General features: G+C 65.1%; 16 protein-coding genes. 11 read left to right on the forward strand and 5 right to left on the reverse strand.

Features of this window, described 5'->3' with window-relative positions:
- Positions 1-77: 77 nt before the first annotated feature.
- Both QUW25_RS09345 and QUW25_RS09350 read right to left on the reverse strand, forming a co-directional pair.
- On the reverse strand, positions 78-1346 hold the full coding sequence (locus QUW25_RS09345; protein ID WP_289511944.1) for a class I SAM-dependent rRNA methyltransferase: 1269 nt from the start codon (positions 1344-1346) through the stop codon (positions 78-80).
- Between the two features lie 142 nt (positions 1347-1488).
- Entirely contained in the window at positions 1489-2751 is a 1263-nt protein-coding gene (locus tag QUW25_RS09350) for a DEAD/DEAH box helicase (RefSeq protein WP_289511945.1), read from the reverse strand.
- Between the two features lie 261 nt (positions 2752-3012).
- Here QUW25_RS09350 and QUW25_RS09355 point away from each other — a divergent pair, with 261 nt between their 5' ends.
- The 3 genes from QUW25_RS09355 (at position 3013) to QUW25_RS09365 (ending at position 6192) form a co-directional block, all read left to right on the forward strand.
- The gene (locus QUW25_RS09355) at positions 3013-3978 is read left to right on the forward strand and encodes a homoserine O-succinyltransferase (RefSeq protein WP_289511946.1); all 966 of its coding nucleotides are present in this window, start codon (positions 3013-3015) and stop codon (positions 3976-3978) included.
- 49 nt (positions 3979-4027) lie between these two features.
- Positions 4028-4468 carry a helix-turn-helix domain-containing protein gene (locus tag QUW25_RS09360; RefSeq protein ID WP_289511947.1) on the forward strand — a complete coding sequence of 147 codons (441 nt, stop codon included), beginning with the start codon at positions 4028-4030 and terminating at the stop codon, positions 4466-4468.
- 116 nt (positions 4469-4584) lie between these two features.
- Positions 4585-6192, forward strand: coding sequence for a serine/threonine protein kinase (locus tag QUW25_RS09365; RefSeq protein WP_289511948.1), 1608 nt, complete (start codon positions 4585-4587; stop codon positions 6190-6192).
- Positions 6193-6209: 17 nt separating this feature from the next.
- On the opposite strand, the gene QUW25_RS09370 is transcribed toward QUW25_RS09365, so the two are convergent.
- Entirely contained in the window at positions 6210-7379 is a 1170-nt protein-coding gene (locus QUW25_RS09370; RefSeq protein WP_289511949.1) for an SPFH domain-containing protein, read from the reverse strand.
- Positions 7380-7388: 9 nt separating this feature from the next.
- Positions 7389-7985: a hypothetical protein gene (locus QUW25_RS09375; protein WP_289511950.1), complete on the reverse strand. Its 597-nt coding sequence runs from the start codon at positions 7983-7985 to the stop codon at positions 7389-7391.
- Between the two features lie 160 nt (positions 7986-8145).
- Between QUW25_RS09375 and QUW25_RS09380 the strand changes: the two genes are divergently transcribed.
- A complete protein-coding gene (locus tag QUW25_RS09380; protein WP_289511951.1) occupies positions 8146-9000 on the forward strand; it encodes a DUF6591 domain-containing protein in 855 nt (284 codons plus the stop codon).
- Between the two features lie 148 nt (positions 9001-9148).
- Here QUW25_RS09380 and QUW25_RS09385 read toward each other — a convergent pair whose 3' ends face one another.
- Positions 9149-11728, reverse strand: a complete 2580-nt coding sequence (locus tag QUW25_RS09385) for an FAD-dependent oxidoreductase (RefSeq protein ID WP_289511952.1) — start codon at positions 11726-11728, stop codon at positions 9149-9151.
- Positions 11729-12044: 316 nt separating this feature from the next.
- Here QUW25_RS09385 and QUW25_RS09390 point away from each other — a divergent pair, with 316 nt between their 5' ends.
- From QUW25_RS09390 to QUW25_RS09420, 7 genes are all read left to right on the forward strand, one after another.
- A complete protein-coding gene (locus QUW25_RS09390; RefSeq protein WP_289511953.1) occupies positions 12045-12407 on the forward strand; it encodes a NifB/NifX family molybdenum-iron cluster-binding protein in 363 nt (120 codons plus the stop codon).
- A gap of 56 nt (positions 12408-12463) precedes the next feature.
- On the forward strand, positions 12464-13210 hold the full coding sequence (locus QUW25_RS09395; protein WP_289511954.1) for a sirohydrochlorin cobaltochelatase: 747 nt from the start codon (positions 12464-12466) through the stop codon (positions 13208-13210).
- A 39-nt stretch (positions 13211-13249) separates the two neighbouring features.
- Complete coding sequence (yfcE, locus tag QUW25_RS09400; protein WP_289511955.1) at positions 13250-13801, forward strand: phosphodiesterase; 552 nt, start codon at positions 13250-13252, stop codon at positions 13799-13801.
- Positions 13802-14271: 470 nt separating this feature from the next.
- Entirely contained in the window at positions 14272-16179 is a 1908-nt protein-coding gene (dnaK, locus tag QUW25_RS09405) for a molecular chaperone DnaK (RefSeq protein WP_289511956.1), read from the forward strand.
- Positions 16180-16299: 120 nt separating this feature from the next.
- The gene (gene grpE / locus QUW25_RS09410) at positions 16300-17019 is read left to right on the forward strand and encodes a nucleotide exchange factor GrpE (protein WP_289511957.1); all 720 of its coding nucleotides are present in this window, start codon (positions 16300-16302) and stop codon (positions 17017-17019) included.
- Between the two features lie 62 nt (positions 17020-17081).
- Entirely contained in the window at positions 17082-18053 is a 972-nt protein-coding gene (locus tag QUW25_RS09415; protein ID WP_289511958.1) for a DnaJ C-terminal domain-containing protein, read from the forward strand.
- Complete coding sequence (locus QUW25_RS09420) at positions 18037-18513, forward strand: heat shock protein transcriptional repressor HspR (protein ID WP_289511959.1); 477 nt, start codon at positions 18037-18039, stop codon at positions 18511-18513. Before QUW25_RS09415 ends, QUW25_RS09420 begins: the two co-directional genes overlap by 17 nt.
- Positions 18514-18642: the final 129 nt, after the last annotated feature.

Consider the following 18642-nt stretch of genomic DNA (forward strand, 5'->3'; position numbering starts at 1 on the left):
GGTGTGCCACAGCCCCGATTTTCAGGACAGATTACAGCGCGGAAAACCTGACAGTTTACCCTGTCACTTTTGTCAGCTTATACCACCTGGAAGATGAAGAAGTCGAGGTAGTGGCTCTCGGGAAAGCCCCAGAGGATGGGGTGGTCAGGTGCCTGCTGACGCTCCTCGACTTGCTTGAGCTGCACGTTTGCCTGGTGCGCTGCCTCGGCGATCGCCTTGGCGAGAAGATCGCGCGTCATGAAGTGCGAGCAGCTGCAGGTGGCGAGGTAGCCGCCGCGGGGCAGGAGGCGCAGGGCCTCGTAGTTGATCTCGCGGTAGCCGCGCGCGGCATGCCCCACGGTGCCGCGGCTCTTGGTGAAGGCCGGCGGATCGAGCACGATGAGGTCGAAGGGGCCACCCTCCTCGCGCAGGCGCGAGCGATCGGAGCGTAGCGCAGGCAGGTATTCAAGGACGTTTGCGCAGGTAAAGTTCATGTGTGCGTCAAGACCGTTGAGGCGAGTGTTCTCGCGGGCGAGGTCGATGGCCGTCTGGCTTACGTCCACGCAGCGCACAAACTCCGCGCCGCCGGCCGCGGCGTTGAGGCCGAAGGGGCCCACGTGACAGAAGCAGTCCAGCACGCGACGTCCGGCGGCAATCTCGCGGACGGCGCGTCGGTTGTACTTCTGATCGAGGAAGAAGCCGGTCTTCTGGCTGTTCTCGATGTCGAGGTCGAAGGCGAGGCCGTTCTCGTGCACCATGATGCGCGGGGTCTCGGGCGCGGACACGCCGGCGCCGTCCCACCAGCCCTTGTACTGGGGGAGGCCCTCCTTGGCGCGGGCGGGGCCATCGTTTCTCTCGTAGATTGCGTCGATCTTCTCGCCGTCCGCGGCAAGCGCGTCCAGGAGCGCGGCGTACACGACCGGGCGCAGGCGCTCCATCCCCACGGTGCCCACCTGCGTGACCAGTACGTTCTCGTAGCGGTCTGCTACGAGGCCCGGGATGCCGTCGGCCTCGGAGAACACGACGCGGCAGCAGTTGCTGTCCGGCTCCGCGCCGGGAAGCGCGCGGTTGCCCATGGTCGCGCGGCGGTGCTGCCAGGCCCACGCCACGCGCCTGCGCCAGAACGCCTCGTCAACGCGGTCGTTTGCGTTGCGCGTGACGATGCGCACGCGAATCTTTGACTCCTGGGAGAGCAGGCCCGCGCCCTGCCACGTGCCGTTTTCCTCGAAGATGTCCACAACGTCGCCGTTTTGCGCGGGCTCGGCGGAGAGCACCTCGCTCTCAAAGACCCACGGGTGACCGCCGGCGAGCGAGCGCGCAGCCTTGCGGGTAACGGTGACGCGCGGGTACGGTCGAACCTGCTTCATGCTCTCTCCTGCGATTTGGGGACGTGTTTTTTCTCACAGAGATTTTGGGACAGGTCTTGAGCCGACGTCAGGGCCAATGCGCCTGAGATTGGGGACCTGTCCCAAAAACTCTGTGAGAAAAAACACGTCCCCAAATCGCAGGCTAGTAGTGGCGACCGTAGCGGCCGCCGCCAAAGCCTCGACCGCGCTGGCGCGAACCAGCAAACATCGTGCGCGTGGAGCGCTTGGTCGAGCGGCCCTCCTGCGGCATGATGCGGCCGGCGTCGTAGCTGAAGCCGGGGAGGTCCCACACGGGCACGAGCTTCTTGGTGAAGTACTCGATCTCGCGCAGGGGGCTGATCTCGTCCGGCGCCACAAAGGTGTAGGCGTGGCCGGTCGCCCCGGCGCGGCCCGTGCGGCCGATGCGGTGGACGTAGTCCTCCGGGTCCATGGGGACGTCAAAGTTCACGACGGCGTCAATGCCGGAGACGTCGATGCCGCGGCTCATGACGTCGGTTGCTACGAGAACCTGCACCTTGCCGTCGCGGAAGCGCTCGAGCGCGCGGGCGCGCGCCTGCTGCGGTCGGTCGGCGTGCATGACGTCAACGCGCACGCCGGCGGACTTGAGCGTCTTGGAGACGTCGTCCACGCGATGCTTGGTCCGGCAGAACACGAGCACGCGCTCGGGCTTCTCGCCCGCGGCGCCGCCGGTGTCGAGCAGCGCGCGCAGGAGCTCGGTCTTCTGTCCCTGCGTTACGGGGCAGAGGTGTTCCTCAACTGTGTCCGCCGTCTCGCCCACGCGCGAAATCTCCACGGTTGCGGGGTCCGTGAGCAGGGCGTCAATGGTGGACTTGATCGACGGCGGGATGGTTGCCGAGAAGAGCAGCGTCTGGTGCTGCTTGGGGAGCTCGTGCATGATGCGACGGACGCTCGGCCAGAAGCCCATGTCGAGCATGCGGTCGGCCTCGTCGAGGACGAGCACCTTGACCTGCGAGAGGCTCACGTGCTTGTGCTCCATGAGGTCGATGAGGCGCCCGGGAGTGGCAACGAGCAGGTCGCAGCCGCGATCGAGCTCCTTGATCTGGCGGTCGAACTTGGCGCCGCCCATGACGATGACCGCGCGCTGGCCGGTCTTCTCGCACACGACGCTCACGACGCGCTCGATCTGTGCGGCCAGCTCGCGCGTGGGCGTGATCACGAGTGCGTGCGGACCCTTGCCCTTGGCGCCGGCGATGAGCTGCAGCGTTGGTAGGGCGAAGGCCGCGGTTTTGCCCGTGCCCGTCTGAGCGGAGGCAACAATGTCCCTGCCGGTGAGCACCGTGGGAATGGCCTGTGCCTGAACGGGGGTCGGCGTGGTGAAGCCGAGGGCGTCCACCCCGGCGAGGATGTGCTCGTTTAGCCCGAGCTCGGCAAATGAAGTAATCATAGTTACAGTATGGAGCAAACGGGCGCATTGTGCAGAGATTACCTTTGCTGAGGGCAGCTCGGCTCCGGTTGTGTGCAGTTTTTGGCGGGGCAGCCTAGTACTACTAACTTTGTAGCATTTCTGACCTGCGGCTTTTTAGCTCTCTCTTGACCACTACTTTGGGTGCCGCCAAAAAACCGCACACAATAGGCGAGAGCCCCTGTTGCGGCCGGTTTTGCTCGCCGTATACTGGACGGGTTCAGTCGCAGAAACGGAGTTCGCATGCCCATCAACATCCCTGACGGCCTTCCCGCAAAGAAGGTTCTGCAGCAGGAGCGCATCTTCGCCCTTGAGGAGGAGGTGGCCAGCCACCAGGAGATTCGCCCCCTGAGCGTGGCAATCCTCAACCTCATGCCCACCAAGATCGAGACCGAGACTCAGATCCTGCGCCTCATCTCCAAGTCTCCGCTGCAGGTGAGCTGCGACTTCATGCGCGTCTCCACCCACGAGTCCACGCACGTCTCGCAGGACCATCTGGTCAAGTTCTATGACACGTTTGATGCGTTTCGCGATAAGAACTACGACGGCCTGATCATCACCGGCGCACCCGTGGAGCATCTCGAGTACGAGGACGTGGACTACTGGGACGAGTTCTGCGAGATCGTGGACTGGAGCCAGGAGCACGTCTTCTCCACGATGTTCCTGTGCTGGGGCGCGCTCGGCGCGCTGTGGCACCTGTACGGGATTCCCAAGCGTCAGCTCGGCGCCAAGCTCTTTGGCGTCTTCAAGCAGCGCCTCTGTGACGAGTACAGCTTCCTCACCAACGGCTTTGACGAGGTGCACTACATGCCGCACAGCCGCCACGCCGCCATCGACACCGGCGCGCTGGCGGAGCACCCCGAGCTCTGCACGCTCTCCGAGGGCTTCACGAGCGGCCCGTCGCTTCTCGCCACGCGCGACTTCCACGAGGTCTACGTGACCGGTCACTTTGAGTACGGTCGCGACACCCTGGCCGACGAGTTCTGGCGCGACTTCCACAAGGGCCTGCCCATCCGCGTGCCCGAGAACTACTTCCCCGACGACGACCCCGAGAAGCAGCCCCTTTTCACCTGGCGCGCGCACGCCAACCTGCTCTACCGCAACTGGCTCAACTGGGTCTACCAGATGACGCCGTACGACCTGGACGAGATCCCGTCCGCGATCACCGACCTGCGCGCCCGCGCCACCGGCCACGTGGACAAGTTCTGATGCAAGGGGACAGTCCCTTCGTAACATTTAGCGAGAAGGACGGTGCGCAATGCCTGAAGAGCGTCTGACGGAGGAGCTACTCGAGCGCTTGCTGGCGTCGTCGACGCCGGAGGCCTATCTCGACGAGGGCCTGACCGTCGACCGCGAGCTCCCCGACTACCTCTTTCGGCTGCTCGGCGAGAAGGGCATGAAGCGCTCCGAGGTGGTTCGCGCCTCGGGCCTCAACGGCACGTTCGTCTACGACGTCTTCAACGGCGACAGTCGCCTCGGGCGCGACAAGGCCATCATGCTCGCGCTCGGCATGGGATGCACCCTGCGCGAGACCCAGCGGCTGCTGCGTCTTGACGGCGTCTCCGAGCTCTGGGCCAAGAATCGTCGCGACGCCGTGATTATCTGGTGCGTCGATCACGGCTACAGCCGCACCCAGACGGATGACGAGCTATATCGCCTGGGCGAGAAGACCCTGCTGGGCACCGGGCCGCTTCGGTAGGTGCCGCCGCGCCAATTGCCCCCCGCCCATTCAGCCGGCTACTGAGGAATCAGCTCGCAACTGAATATAACCTCTACTATTGTTAGTGGGAACCAAGACGAGCGGACGGCGCCAAGTTGAACGACGAGCAGGTCATGCATGCCATGGGCATAGACGACGCATATCACGTTGAGCGCGTGCTGGCCAGCGGCGCCGGCGGCACGACGGAGCTCGTGACCCTGGACAGCTCGGGTCCGTTTGTGCGGAAGCGCATCCCGGCCAAGCTCGCGCGCCGCGGCGTGTGGGCGACGCTTGCTGAGTGCGACTCGGCGCGCCTGCCGCGCGTCGAGGCAACCTATGAGATGCCCAACGAGTTTGTCGTGGTGTGCGACTACGTCCCCGGGGAGAACCTCGAGCAGCTGGTTGCCGCCCGCGGGCACCTCACCGAGAAGGACGCGCTGCAAATTGTGACCCAGCTCTGCGAGGCGGTCGGCGCGCTTCATGCGCGTGGCATCATCCACCGCGACATCTCGCCCACAAACGTGATCGTTGCCGCGGACGGCGCGCACCTCATTGACCTGGGGATCGCGCGCTTCAGGGTGGAGGGTGCCACGCGAGACACCACGCAGCTCGGTACGTATGGCTTTGCGTCTCCGGAGCAGTACGGCTTTGCGCAGACCGATGCTCGCTCGGACGTCTACTCGCTTGGGCGAATGCTCGGCTACCTGCTCACGGGTGTCATGCCGGCGGAGGGCGATAAGTACGAGGCGGCGCTCGATGACGAGGCGCTGGTCTCGCCGGAGCTGCGTGCGGTTATCAAGCGCGCAAGCGCGATGGAGCCGAGTGCGCGCTACCAAAGCGCGGGGGCCCTTGCAGCGGCGTTGGGCGGCGAGAAGGTTGCGGCGCCGGAGGGGCCGACGGGCTCGGTGGAGCCGCCGACGTTTGAGCCCGCGCCACGGCGGAGCGGCTGGGTGAAGGTCCTCCTTGCCGTGATGGCGGCCGTGGCGTTTGTGGCTGCGGTGGCAATCATCCTGGCTCAGACGTTTGGCTCTGGCGAGAAGGACGCGGACTCGGCGCCGCTCGCAGACGAGCCCGCGGTGAGCGCACCCGTGGCGGATGACGAGCCCGCAGGGGGCGACGGTGAGCCCGCCGGGGAGGCGCCCGCGGCTGAGGCCGCCGACCTCGAGATCATTGAGTCCGGCTGGTCAGTGGACTCGCAGGGCTACGTGCACTACGCGCTTGGGCTGCGTAGCACAGGTGACGTGGAGATTGAGTTGCCCGGCGTCACCATTACCGGCCGTGATGCCTCGGGCAACGTGATCTTCTCGGAAGAACAGTACTTTAGTGCGGCGCCGTCTGGGGAGATTGCCTACTTTGGCGGGCAGTCGGGCAACGGGGGAACGGCTCCCGCGACCGTTGAGTTTTCGCCTATTGCCCTGCAGGACTACAACATCGGATCCGAGGCGCAGAGCTCGGCGTTTTCCGTTTCTGGCGTAAGCGTTCTGCCCGAGAGGTACGGCGTGACGAACTTTGTGGGTGAGGTCACCACCGAGAAGGACGACGGCTCGGATGTCGGGAGCCAGGTAGCAGTCTCCCTGGTCCTGCGCGACGAGTCCGGCGCGATCATCTACGGGTGCATAACGTTTGTGAGCCGCCCCGCGGTGGGCGAGAGCACGTCGTTTGAGGTCTCACCCTACGGCGTTCCGGAGTACGCGACGTACGAGGTGCACGCGCAGGGGTGGTAGGGTGCGGTTGGGCGTGCCTAGAGCCCCAAGATTTCGCGCTTCTTTGCGTCAAACTCGTCCTGAGAGAGAATGCCCGCATCAAGAAGCTCCTTCAGCTTCTTAAGCGTCTCGATTTGATTGTCGAGAGAAGAGGTCTTGGCATTCTCTGTCTGAGGTTCGGTCGGCGCGGTGCTGGCACCAGCAAAGGTTGCGTTCTGCGGATTAAGCACCGAGGCAAGGTTCATGCCAAAAAGCATCCCGCCGCCGTCTCCGAGACCGTTGTTTCTCACGCCCTCCGCAATCATCTGCTGTGCGGCAATGTTGGCAGCCTGCTGGGACGCGTCCTCGTATGCGCGAACGCCCATCTTCTTCTCGGAGAACTGCCGAATCAGCTCGCGCGACTCCTCGGAGAACTCGATGTTCTCGATTGCAACGGAAGTGAGTCGCAGACCAAAGCGCTCCGGCCAAGTGCCGGCGTTCCCTTCCTCGGTGGAAATCCTGGACGCTATGGAGTTCGCCTGTGAGGGGAGCTGAGAAATGCGGTACTCGGCGGAGAGCGAGTTTACCGCCGAGATGAACGACTGGAGGAACTCAGAAAGAAGCTGGGTTCGTGCCTGTGGGTCATCGAGTGAGTAGGAGGTCACATTCGCTGGGACAAAGTTTTGGACAAAGGCCTCTGGATTCATCACCTGAACTGCGAAGCTGCCGTATGAATAGACCTCAAGATCGGTTCCATAGAAGAGGTCGTTGTAGGCAAGGGGGCCGCGCGTCCCAAACTTAAGGCCACGAATCTCGCGGAGGTTTACGAAGGCGACGCGCTTCTCCTCAGAGGACATGCCAGAAAAGCCGATGCGGTCAGCCGCCTGCCCAAGGAGGATTTTGCCGATGCCCTTCTCGCGACGATCCTGCTCGTCAAAGACGGTCGCCTCTCCGTTGCGATACTCGAACCCGCCGGGCTGTGTGATTACTTGCTCAATGCCGGACTGGCTAAAGACAAAAGCCGCCGTGTTCTCTGGTACAAAAATGATTGATCCGTTTGAGAGGATGTCCTCAGCGCCGTAGTTTGCCCCACGACCGTTCTGCGAGTCCTTGCGGATGCCTGGGGCAACGATGGTGTGCTCGTCAAAGGGAGCGGCTGTGACGATGTCTTTCCATTGATCGGAAAGGACGCCGCCTATGGAGTCAAATGCCGCATCGATGATGCCCATGTCACCCTCCTAGAGAGTCTGCTTCGTGTCGCAATATGCGCAGGTTACGGTCTCGCCTGCACGGCCGGTCAGTGGCGCGTGGCAGCCGACGCACTTCTTGGTTATCCGTGCCGGTCGCTTTGTTGCCTCCGGCGTGTTCGGCTGCTTCTTTCCTCCGGCAAAAACCGCTCCGAAGATTCCCTTGGCGCCGTCGACCAGGTCGGCAACCTCTGGTGGCAGAACGTCCTCGGTTCGAATTCCGGACAGATTACCAAGCGCGGCGTTACGAATGCCCTCTGCCCATCTCTCTGCTGTTCGCTTGGGGTTGGCGGGGAAACGAAGCGCGATGGTCTCATCGTCAAAAACTACTTGGAGACGATAGTCATTTCTGTGCTTTGACGCGATTGCCTGCGGAACTCCGTTGGGGCTCGCGATTTTGTCGAGCGGGCAGCGCTTGAGATACCTGGTTCGCTTGAACAGGCCTTGGGACGCTGTGTTGACAAGGACGAGATTCTTGTTTGTGAGAACCACCTCGTCGAGACGCTCTTCTCCGCTTCTGTCCAGCAGGACCACAGATGACTCCTGCATGATGGTGATCTCGCCTGGCTCGAGGTTGTACTCGTCCATCCCGGCCTCCGTGACGCATCGATACAAAGACACGTCCTCAATGGTAGGAAGCCGTTGAAGCCAATTCCTCAGTAGCCAACTGAGGAAAACCTCGGGGGTCCTTATCAGAATGAAGTCACTTGCTTTTCTTTCAGGTTGGATGCGAGTTGGGAGGCCAGTAATGAAGTGGGAGGCTGCAAAAGGATCAGATACGCCCAAGAAGGGCAAGGGGCGCGGGTGCCTGATTGCCGTGGCTGTAGTGATTGTCATCGCGATTATCGGCGGCATTTCTCGCTGTGGCGGCGGTGAGAAAGAGGAAGTCCACCAGCTCAACTGGCCGGACTCGGGCCTTGCGACTATGCTCCCCGAGCCTGGGACGGACAAGGGCGAGGTTTCGATGGATTCCGCGGACTATCTCTCGGTTGATCTGGAGCAGAGCTCCGAGGAGGACTTCAACAAGTACGTGGAGGCGTGCAAGGAAAAGGGCTTCACTGTTGATTACAGCAGCAGCTCATCCAGCTACTACGCTGACAACGAGGATGGTTACCACCTCTCCCTTTTCTATGCTGAGAGCCGGGATGAGATTTCCATTCAGCTGAGCGCGCCGAGCGAGGAGGAGCCGGAGCCGGAGGAGTCGGATTCGGAGAAGCCGGAGACGGAGGAGTCGACGCCTGCGCAGGACTCCGTGCCGGAGGAGGCGACGCCCGAGCAGGATGCTGCGCCTGAAGAGTCTCCGCAGGCCGAGCCGGAGGCCGATGGTGGCACATCTGCTAGCTCTGACTACCGCGCCATGGTCGATGAGTGGGAAGCCTTCATGAACAAGTACTGTGACTTCATGGAGACGTACAACAGCGATTCTGGCAACGTTGTGAGTATGGCTCTCGACTACGCAGACATGATGTCTCAGTACAGTGACTGGGCCGAGAAGATGGACGCCGTGGACGATAGCGACCTCAGCGCGGAGGATGTCCAGTACTACATTGATGCCCAGTCGCGCATCAATAAGCGTCTGCTGGAGATTGGCGCTGACGCATAGCACAGGACGATAAGGGCTTGTGTTTGCATGCGATGCGTCCTCTGGGGCATGCTGCTATTGTGGGGAAGGTGGCTGACGACAAGAACGGGCGGGGCCGGACACTCACGTCCGGGCCCGCCCGATCGCCGCGTTCTTCTCGCCCGCCGTTCTAGCAGGTGGCTCCGCCGATGACGGTCTTGCCCAGGATAGCGTCCTTGTCGATGGGCGCGGTCAGCAGCTTCTCCTGTACGTAGTCAAAGCCGAGGCGCGCCACGGTGTCGGCAAAGCGCTCGCCGCTCTCGCCCTCGTCGCGGAAGAAGAGAATCGCGCGCTCCACGAGGTCCATGACCTCGTCCTCCGTCGCAAACAGCTTGTCCAGCGCCTGCCCGTGCGCGACCTTCTTGCCCCAGCGCCCGCCGATGTAGACCTTGTAGCCCGCGAGCCCCTCGGTCACGGCGCCAAACGGGCACGCTCCCACGCAGCGGCCGCAGTGGTTGCACGCGGAGCCGTCGATCGTGATCTTGCCGTCCGGGCCGATCTGCGCGTCACCCATCGGGCACGCCTTCACAACCTGGCAGACCTTGCACGCGCGACACTTCTCGAGGTCAATCTGCGGCACGCGCTGACCAACGATGCCCAGGTCGTTGAGGTCGGGCTTGACGCACATGTTGGGGCAGCCACCCACGGCGATCTTGAACTTGTGCGGCAGGTCCACGCCGTGATAGCCCACGTAGAAGCGCTCGTGCAGCTTCTCGGAGAGGTCAAAGGTGTCGATGAGGCCGTACTGGCACGTGGTCCCCTTGCAGCTTACCACCGGGCGCACCTTGGAGCCGGTGCCGCCGGCGTCCAGGCCGTGGTCCTGGAGAAACGCGATGCACGCGTCGATGTTGTCGTAGGGCACCCCCTGGATCTCCAGCGTGAGGCGCGTGGTCATCGTGACCTCGCTCGAGCCAAAGCGCTCGGCGGCCTCGGCCACGGCGCGCTGCTCGTCCACCGTGATCTTGCCGTTGCGCGTGATCACGCGGACGTTGAAGACGTCGTCGTAGCGCTTGTCCTGAAGGCAGCCCAGGCCCTTGAGGCGCTTGACCTCCGTGGCGGGCAGCTTCTTGCCGGCCGGTCGCGGCACGCGGACCTCGTTGAACGTCACGCCGCCCTCCAGCACGCGCGTGGCCGTGTAGCCCGCCGCCTTGAGGCGATTTTGCGAGAAGTACCCGCGCTTGCCCTTGGCACACACCAGCAGGAGCTTCTCGTCCTTGGCGTGGCCGGGCAGCCCGTCCGGGCCAATCTTGGTGAGGTCCACCCACTCCGCGCCGGGAATCGTGGGAGCGGGCAGCACGTCGATGACGTGGTAGTCCGCGGCGGCGCCGGCGACGTACTCGGCCGGCGTGAAGCTCTCGAGCTCGCCCGCGAGCTTGTTCTCCAGGATGTAGGCCGTCGTGACCAGCGGGTGAATGGCGGTCGAGAAGGGCGGCGCATAGGAGAGGTCCATCAGGTCCAGGTCCTCAACGCGCGCCTTCTGGTAGAGCGCGACCACCATCACGTCCGTGACCTTGTCCACCGCGCCGGCGCCCAGCACCTGCACGCCGAGCAGGCGGTGCGACGCGCGGTCCGCGATAAGCTTCACGAAGAAGCTCGAGGAGCCGGGGTAGTAGTGCGCCTTGTCGTCTACCACGGAGACCACGCTCACCGGGTCAAAGCCCGCCTCGCGCGCCGCCGACTCGGTGAGGCCGGTGCGGCCGCCGTTCAGCGTGGGCAGCAGCCGCACCACGCCGGTGCCGAGCGCGCCGGGGTAGGGGGTCGGCGTGCCCGTGAGCGTGCGGGCAATCGCGCGGCCGGCAATGTTGGCCGTCGAGCCCATGGCGCTCCAGAACGGGCGGCCGGTGATGAAGTTCGTCACCTCGGCGCAGTCGCCGGCGGCGTAAACGTCCGCCAGGTTGGTGGCGCCAAACTCGTTCACGACCACGCAGCCGCGGTCGAGCTCCACGCCGGAGCCGTTCAGCCACGCCGTGTTGGGCCTGATGCCAATGGAGAGGATCACGAGATCCGCCGGCAGCGTTCCCGCGCCGGTCTCCACGCCCTCGACCTTCTCGGCGCCCTTGATGGCCTTGAGCGGGCACGACGTCATGACGCGCATGCCAGCGGCCTTGAGCTGGCGCTGCGCGAAGCCGGCCATCTCGGGGTCAAAGACGTTGGGCAGAATCTGCGGCATCGCGTCGATCACGGTGACGGAGAGGCCGCGCGCGAGCAGGTTCTCGGCCACCTCAAGGCCGATGAAGCCGGCGCCCACCACCACGGCGCGGCGCGCCCCGGCGTCGGCGTAGCTGCGGATGGCCTCGGCGTCATCCGGCGTGCGCACGGTGAAGACGCCGGGCAGGTCCGTGCCGGGGATGCCGGCGGGCACGATCGGAGAGGCACCGGTGGCGATGACCAGCATGCCGTACTTCTCGCCGTGCTCCGAGCCGTCCTTCTCGCGCACCGTGACCTCGTGGGCGGCCGCGTCAAGCGCCACCGCCTCCACGCCCGTGCGCACCTCCACGCCGGTGAGCCCCGCGTAGGCGGCCGGCGTGTTGACGATGAGCTCCGCGCGCGTCTGGATGTCCCCGCCGATGTAGTACGGCAGGCCGCAGCCGGCGTAGCTGATGTCCTCGCCCTTGGTCACAACCACGACCTCGGCCGAGCGGTCGCAGCGCTTGAGCTTTGCCGCAACCTTGGTTCCGGCGGCCACGCCGCCCACGATCAGGTATCTCATGGCGTTCCTCTCGCTTTGCCGCCGCCCGTCGCGGCGCATACAACCATCGTAGGCCCGCCGGGGCCGATTCTGGGCGAGATTTGTCGTCTGAGGGGTCGCTTCGGCGTCCGTTGGAGGCCTCGGACGACCGGTCTATGCGTTGGGTCCCAAAAATAACGGGCACAGGTCTGCGGAAAACGGCCTCTTGTGAAGGAAAAGCCCAGCTCGTGATTTTCTGAAAGCAGACCTGTGCCCGTTAATTTTGGGACCCCTCGACTATGTGAGAGAATGACGCCGTCAACAGACGCGGGCGCGCGCCCGCTGAGAGGAGAATCCCATGAAAGTTGCCATCCCCACCTTGGGCAAGGGCGGTCTGGACTGCGAGCGCTCCGGCCACTTTGGCCACTGCGACTGCTTCACCGTCGTTGACGTCCAGGACGGCAAGGTCGGCGAGGTCAGCATCATCGACAACCCGCCCCACGAGGAGGGCGGCTGCATGCGTCCCGTGGCGCTGCTCGCCCAGAACGGCATCGACGCCATCGTGGCCGCGGGCATGGGCATGCGTCCGATGATGGGCTTTGAGCAGGCGGGCATCACCGTCTACTTTGAGAACCAGACGCCCGGCGTGGGCGACGTCGCGCAGATGGCCGCCGCCGGCATCCTTCCCGTCATGGGCGCCGAGCACGCCTGCCACCACTGATTCAAAAGGGTGATCCAAAAGGAGGCAGGCCCCCTTTGGATCATTTTGGAGGACGGATGGCGGACGCCCTGGTCATAGCCGGCTGCCTCTCTGGCGAGAAGAACGACGCGGGCATTGCGGCGCTCGTGGACGAGCTTGCTGCCGCGGGCGGCGCCGATGAGGTGCTGCGCGCCCGCACGGGCGGCCGGCCCGTGGGGCGGTCGCTGCCTGACGTCCTGTCTGACCTGCGGGCCCGTGGGGTGCGTCGCGCGCACGTGGCAACCACGCACGTGGCAAACGGTCGCCTCCAGCACGAGGTCGCGGAGGCGGTGCGCGCGGCGGCGCCCGGCTTTGACGAGCTGCGCCTTGCGCCGCCGCTGCTGGCGGACGAGAAGGACCATGCCGCCGTGGCCGCCGCGCTCGACGAAGCCCTGCCCGCGCGGCGGGGACGCGTCGTTGCGCTCGCTGGCCATCGCGGGGCTGAGTGCGAGGCGGCGTTTGCGCAGCTCGAGGGCGCTCTTCGGGCGCGCGGGCGCGGGGATGTCCTCGTTGACTCCCCGGCGCGCCTGGTCGCACGCCTTGCGAAGGATCCGGCCCCCGAGGTTCTTCTCGGCCCGTTTCTGATGGCGCTCGGCCACCACGCGCGCCACGACGTGCTGGACGAGCTCGCCACGAGCCTCTCCGCGGACGTCTGGCCCCACTCCCTCGCCGAACTCCCCGCCATCCGCGCTCTCATCGTATGTAAATTGGGGACGTGTTTTTCCTCTCAGAGTTTTTGGGACGGGCCTGCAGTCCAGACGGTAAACCTGTCCCAAAAACTCTGAGAGGAAAAACACGTCCCCAAATAACAGAAAGGACTGACCATGAAGCTCGTCATTGCCTCGGACATCCACGGAGCCGCCGACGCGTGCGCGCGCCTCATGGTCGCCATCGAGGCGGAGAGTCCCGACCGCGTGGTTCTTCTCGGCGACCTGCTCTACCACGGCCCGCGCAATGACCTCCCCGCGGACTACGCTCCCAAGCGCGTGATCGAGATGCTCAACTCCATCGCCGACCGCGTGATCGCCGTGCGCGGCAACTGCGAGGCGGAGGTTGACCAGATGGTCCTCAAGTTCCCCTGCATGGCTGACCACAACGTGCTGCTGGACCCCACGGCCGAGGGCGGCTCCTACACGCTCTTCCTCACGCACGGCCACATCTACGGCCCCGGCTACCACAACAGCGTGGACGCATGGCCCGCGCTGCCGGCGCGCTCCGCCCTTGTCTACGGCCACACGCACATCAAGGTGGGCGAGGAGAGCGAGAAGCACCCGGGCACGTGGGTCTTCAACCCTGGCTCGGTGGGCATCCCCAAGGACGGCAGCGCCAGCTTTGGCATCTACGAGAACGGGAGCTTTGAGCACCGCCTTCTCTAGGCGACGTCGCTGCCCGGCCGGGTTTTTGGCCGCGTGACGCTTGGGCTGGTTTTGGGCAAAATCTTTGATGCGCGTGCGTCCTGAGGTGCCGCCATCATCAAAAATGTTGCCCAAAACCTAGGGAAACCCTGCGGAACGGAGCGCCTGTCAGCCCGGGAAGGCCGCGCTTCTCGACCGGCCATAAAACCTTTGCCCCAAAACTTCCCCAAACCCTTCGGGCCCGCCCTGGCGAGAAGCGCAAGGGGGCGAGAAACCCAAAACCGCCGTTTTTGGGACACCCCGCCACGCGTAACCCCAGCTCTCGGCTCCGTCGTCACCCCCTAAAATCCACACGTCAAAAAATCTAATGTGTGGAGACTTAGATTATGTATAGAATCGTGACGCAGCGGGGATAAACTCCACCGTACACAGAAGGAATCACGCGAGAGGGTCGGCACGCGCCGCCCCGCGCACAGCGAAGGAGAGTAACCATGGGCAAGATTCTTGGTATCGACCTGGGCACCACCAACTCCGCGATGGCGGTCCTCGAGGGCGGCGAGCCCACGATCATCGTCAACGCCGAGGGCGACCGCACCACCCCGTCCGTCGTGGGCTTCCGCTCCGACGGCGACCGCATCGTCGGCAAGGCGGCCAAGAACCAGGCCGTCACCAACCCCACCAACACGGTCTTCTCGATCAAGCGCTTCATGGGCCGTCGCTACGACGAGGTCGGCTCCGAGCTCAAGACCGTCCCGTACAAGGTCAAGCCCGGCGTGGGTGGCCGTGCGGTCGTTGAGATCGACGGCGAGGACTTCACCCCCGAGCAGATCAGCGCCATGATCCTCTCCAAGATGAAGGCCGACGCCGAGAAGTACCTCGGCGAGACCGTCACCGACGCCGTCATCACCGTCCCGGCCTACTTCAACGACGCCCAGCGCCAGGCCACCAAGGACGCCGGCAAGATCGCGGGCCTCAACGTCCAGCGCATCGTCAACGAGCCCACCGCCGCGGCGCTCGCCTACGGCCTCGATAAGAAGGGCATCGACCAGAAGGTTCTGGTCTTTGACCTCGGCGGCGGCACCTTCGACGTGTCGCTGCTCGACCTCGCCGACGGCGTCGTGGAGGTTCTTGCCACCAACGGTGACAACCACCTCGGCGGCGACGACTGGGACCAGTGCGTCATCGACTGGCTGGCCGACAAGTTCCAGTCTGACAACGGCATTGACCTGCGCAAGGACCCGATGGCCCTGCAGCGCCTGAAGGAGGCTGCAGAGAACGCCAAGAAGGAGCTCTCCTCCGCTCAGCAGGCCCAGATCAACCTGCCCTTCATCACCGCCGACGCCACCGGCCCCAAGCACCTCGACTACACCCTCACCCGTGCCGAGTTCGAGCGCATCACGCGTCACCTGCTCGACCGCTGCAAGGCGCCCGTGACCAAGGCCCTGCATGACGCCAACCTTCAGATCTCCCAGGTCAACGAGGTCATTCTCGTCGGCGGTTCCAGCCGTATGCCCGCCGTCCAGGAGCTCGTCAAGCAGATGACCGGCAAGCAGCCCAACATGTCCGTGAACCCCGACGAGGTCGTGGCTGACGGCGCGGCCGTCCAGGGCGGCGTGCTCACCGGCGACGTCTCGGGCATCCTGCTTCTGGACGTCACGCCCCTCTCCCTGGGCGTTGAGACCATGGGCGGCGTGATGACCAAGATGATTGACCGCAACACCACGATCCCCACGTCCAAGACCGAGATCTACTCCACGGCCGCCGACAACCAGACGTCCGTCGAGATCAACGTCCTGCAGGGCGAGCGCGAGATGGCCGCGGACAACAAGTCCCTCGGCAAGTTCAACCTCACCGGCATCCCGGCCGCCCGCCGCGGCATCCCGCAGATCGAGGTCACCTTTGACATCGACGCCAACGGCATTGTGAAGGTCACCGCCAAGGACAAGGCCACCGGCAAGAGCCAGCAGATCACCATCTCCGGCTCCACCGCCCTCTCCGACGACGAGGTCGACCGCATGGTCAAGGACGCCGAGGCCCACGCCGAGGAGGACAAGAAGCACAAGGACGAGATCGAGGTCCGCAACCAGGTCGACTCGCTGTGCTACGGCGCCGAGCAGACCCTCAAGGACCTGGGCGACAAGGTCCCGGCCGACCAGAAGACCGAGGTTGAGAACGCCATCGCCGAGGCCAAGAAGGCCCTCGACGGCCAGGACGTGGACGCCATCCGCGCCGCTGGCGAGAAGCTCACCGAGGCCTCCCAGAAGCTCGCGCAGATCGTCTACTCCACCACGGACGACGCGGCTGCCGCCGGCACCGGTGCCGGCACTGGCGCGCAGGGTGGCGCGGACGACGTCGTGGACGCCGAGTACGAGGTCGTTGACGACGACAAGAACAACTAGTCCGAGCTGGTCGCAGACGGATTGAGATCGGGGGCGGCCACGGCTTCGCGGCCGCCCCTTTGCAGAATGTTACGAAGGGACAGTCCCTTCGTAACATCCCGAGAGCTTGAGGAGGGTGACGTGAAGGTGCCTGTTGAGGTTGAGGACGAGAAGAACGAGGTCGTGGAGCCGGAGGAGGCCGTCGAGCCCGAGCCCGAGTCCGAGGCCGAGCTTGACGAGGAGGCGGAGGAGCGCGCCCGCGTTGAGGCCGCCATCCGAGCGGGCGAGGAGGCCGCCGAGCGGGAGCTCGCGGCGGACGCCAACAAGATTCGTGAGGAGCGCGACGATCTTCAGAAGAAGCTCGCCGACGTTGAGGACCAGATCGAGGCCGCCAAGAAGGAGGCGAGCGAGGCCACGGAGCGCATGATGCGCCTCCAGGCGGATTGGGAGAACTACCGCCGCCGCACCGCCGCCGAGCGTCTTGCAGAGAAGGAGCGTGCCGCCGAGGGCCTGGTCACCAACCTGCTGCCCGTGATCGACGACATCGAGCGCGCCATCGAGCACGCTGGCTCCACCGAGGAGAACGAACAGCTCAAGCAGTTTGTTGACGGCGTCTCCGCGGTGCACACCAAGCTGCTCGCGGTTCTCGCCAAGGAGGGCGTTGAGCCCATCGATCCCGCCGGGGAGCCCTTTGACCCGCTGTCCCACCAGGCCGTCGGTCGCGTGGAGGACAAGGACGCCTACGACGAGACGGTGGCGCAGGTGTATCAGAAGGGCTACAAGATGGGCGACAAGGTCATCCGCACCGCCATGGTGACGGTGTTCTACGGCGGCCCCAAGCGCCCCGCCCCCGAGGAGTAACCCGCGCCTTTGCGGAAAAGGGGCCGCCCCTTTCCGCGCCTTAGAGAGGAGGCTCGTGCGACATGGCAGGTAAGAAAAGCTATTACGACGTGTTGGGCGTGAAGCGCGACGCTTCCGACGACGACATCAAGAAAGCGTTCCGCAAGCTCGCCGCCAAGTACCACCCGGACGCAGGCGGCGACGAGGCCAAGTTCAAGGAGATCAGCGAGGCCTACACCACGCTCTCCGACCCCCAGAAGCGCCGCGAGTACGACCAGCTGCTGATGTTTGGCGGTATCCCGGGCGCGGACTTTGGCGGCTCGGGCGGCCGCGGCCGCTACACCTACACCACCAACGTGGGCGGCGACTGGTCGGACATCTTCAACAACATGCGCAACGGCGACGGCGCCTTTGGCGGCTTTGACTTCTCGTCGATCTTTGGCGGCGCGTCCGGCGCCCGTGCGGCGAGCAGCCGGCCCACCAGGGGCAGTGACCTCACGCTCTCCGTGGACGTCTCCGCCGAGGAGGCCTTCCACGGCGCCACCCGCAAGGCCACGTATCGCGTGCCGTCCACGGGCGAGCAGCAGGAGCTCACGATCAAGATTCCCGCCGGCGCCGTTGACGGCGGCAAGCTGCGCTATCGCGGCCGCGGCGAGTATGGCACCAACGGCGGCGACCGCGGCGACCTGGTGGTCACCACGCACGTGGCGGAGCACCCGCTCTACAAGCGCGACGGCGCCGACGTGCGCATGGACCTGCCCGTCAGCATCTACGAGGCCGCCCTGGGCGCAACCATCGAGGTTCCCACGCCCGACGGCACCGAGGTCCGCCTCAAGGTCCCGGCCGGAACGCAGGACGGCAAGACCTTCCGCTTCCGCGACCTGGGCGCCCCCAACGTCAAGCGCAAGGGCTCGCGCGGCGCGCTCTACGTGACCGTTCGCGTGAAGGTCCCCACGATGCTCACCAAGAAGGAGCGCGACGCGCTCGAGGCGCTGCGCGACGCCGACACGCGCGACTATCGCGAGGAGGTCAACCGTTATGGCGCGAAGCACTAGCGACGAGCGTGCCCGCGAGGGCCGAGAGGGTCGCGATCGCGACAAGCCGCTCTACATGATCAGCGTTGCCGCCGAGCTCACCGGCATGCACCCCCAGACCCTGCGTGTCTACGAGCAGAAGGGCCTGGTCACGCCCGGGCGCTCGCGCGGCAACACGCGCCTCTACTCGCAGTCCGACATCGAGCGGCTCAACCTCATCTCCAAGCTCACCGACGAGGGCATCAACCTCGCCGGCGTCGTGCGCATCCTCGACATGCGCGAGCGCATGCTCGAGCGCGAGGACGAGCTCGAGGAGCTGCGCCGCCGTGTGCGCGAGCTCGAGGACGAGGTCCACGAGTTCCGCATGCAGGAGAAGATCACCGCACTCGCCCGCTACGACGCCGCGGGCAGCCCCGAGCAGGTCATGAGGCGCCTGCTGCTCGGCGGTGCGCCGGAGTCCAGCGAGAAGAGCGAGGCGTAGCGCAGCGTACCAAGAAGGGAAGGGCGAGCGGTGAGGATCGGCGAGGCGGCAACGTGCGCATGCCCTGCCCGAGCCTCCGCGACGGCCCTGTGCCCTCGGGACGCCTTGGCGGTGCCCTGCGCACCGCTG

It is taken from the genome of Thermophilibacter provencensis, assembly GCF_030372065.1.
GTDB classification, from domain to species: domain Bacteria; phylum Actinomycetota; class Coriobacteriia; order Coriobacteriales; family Atopobiaceae; genus Thermophilibacter; species Thermophilibacter provencensis_A.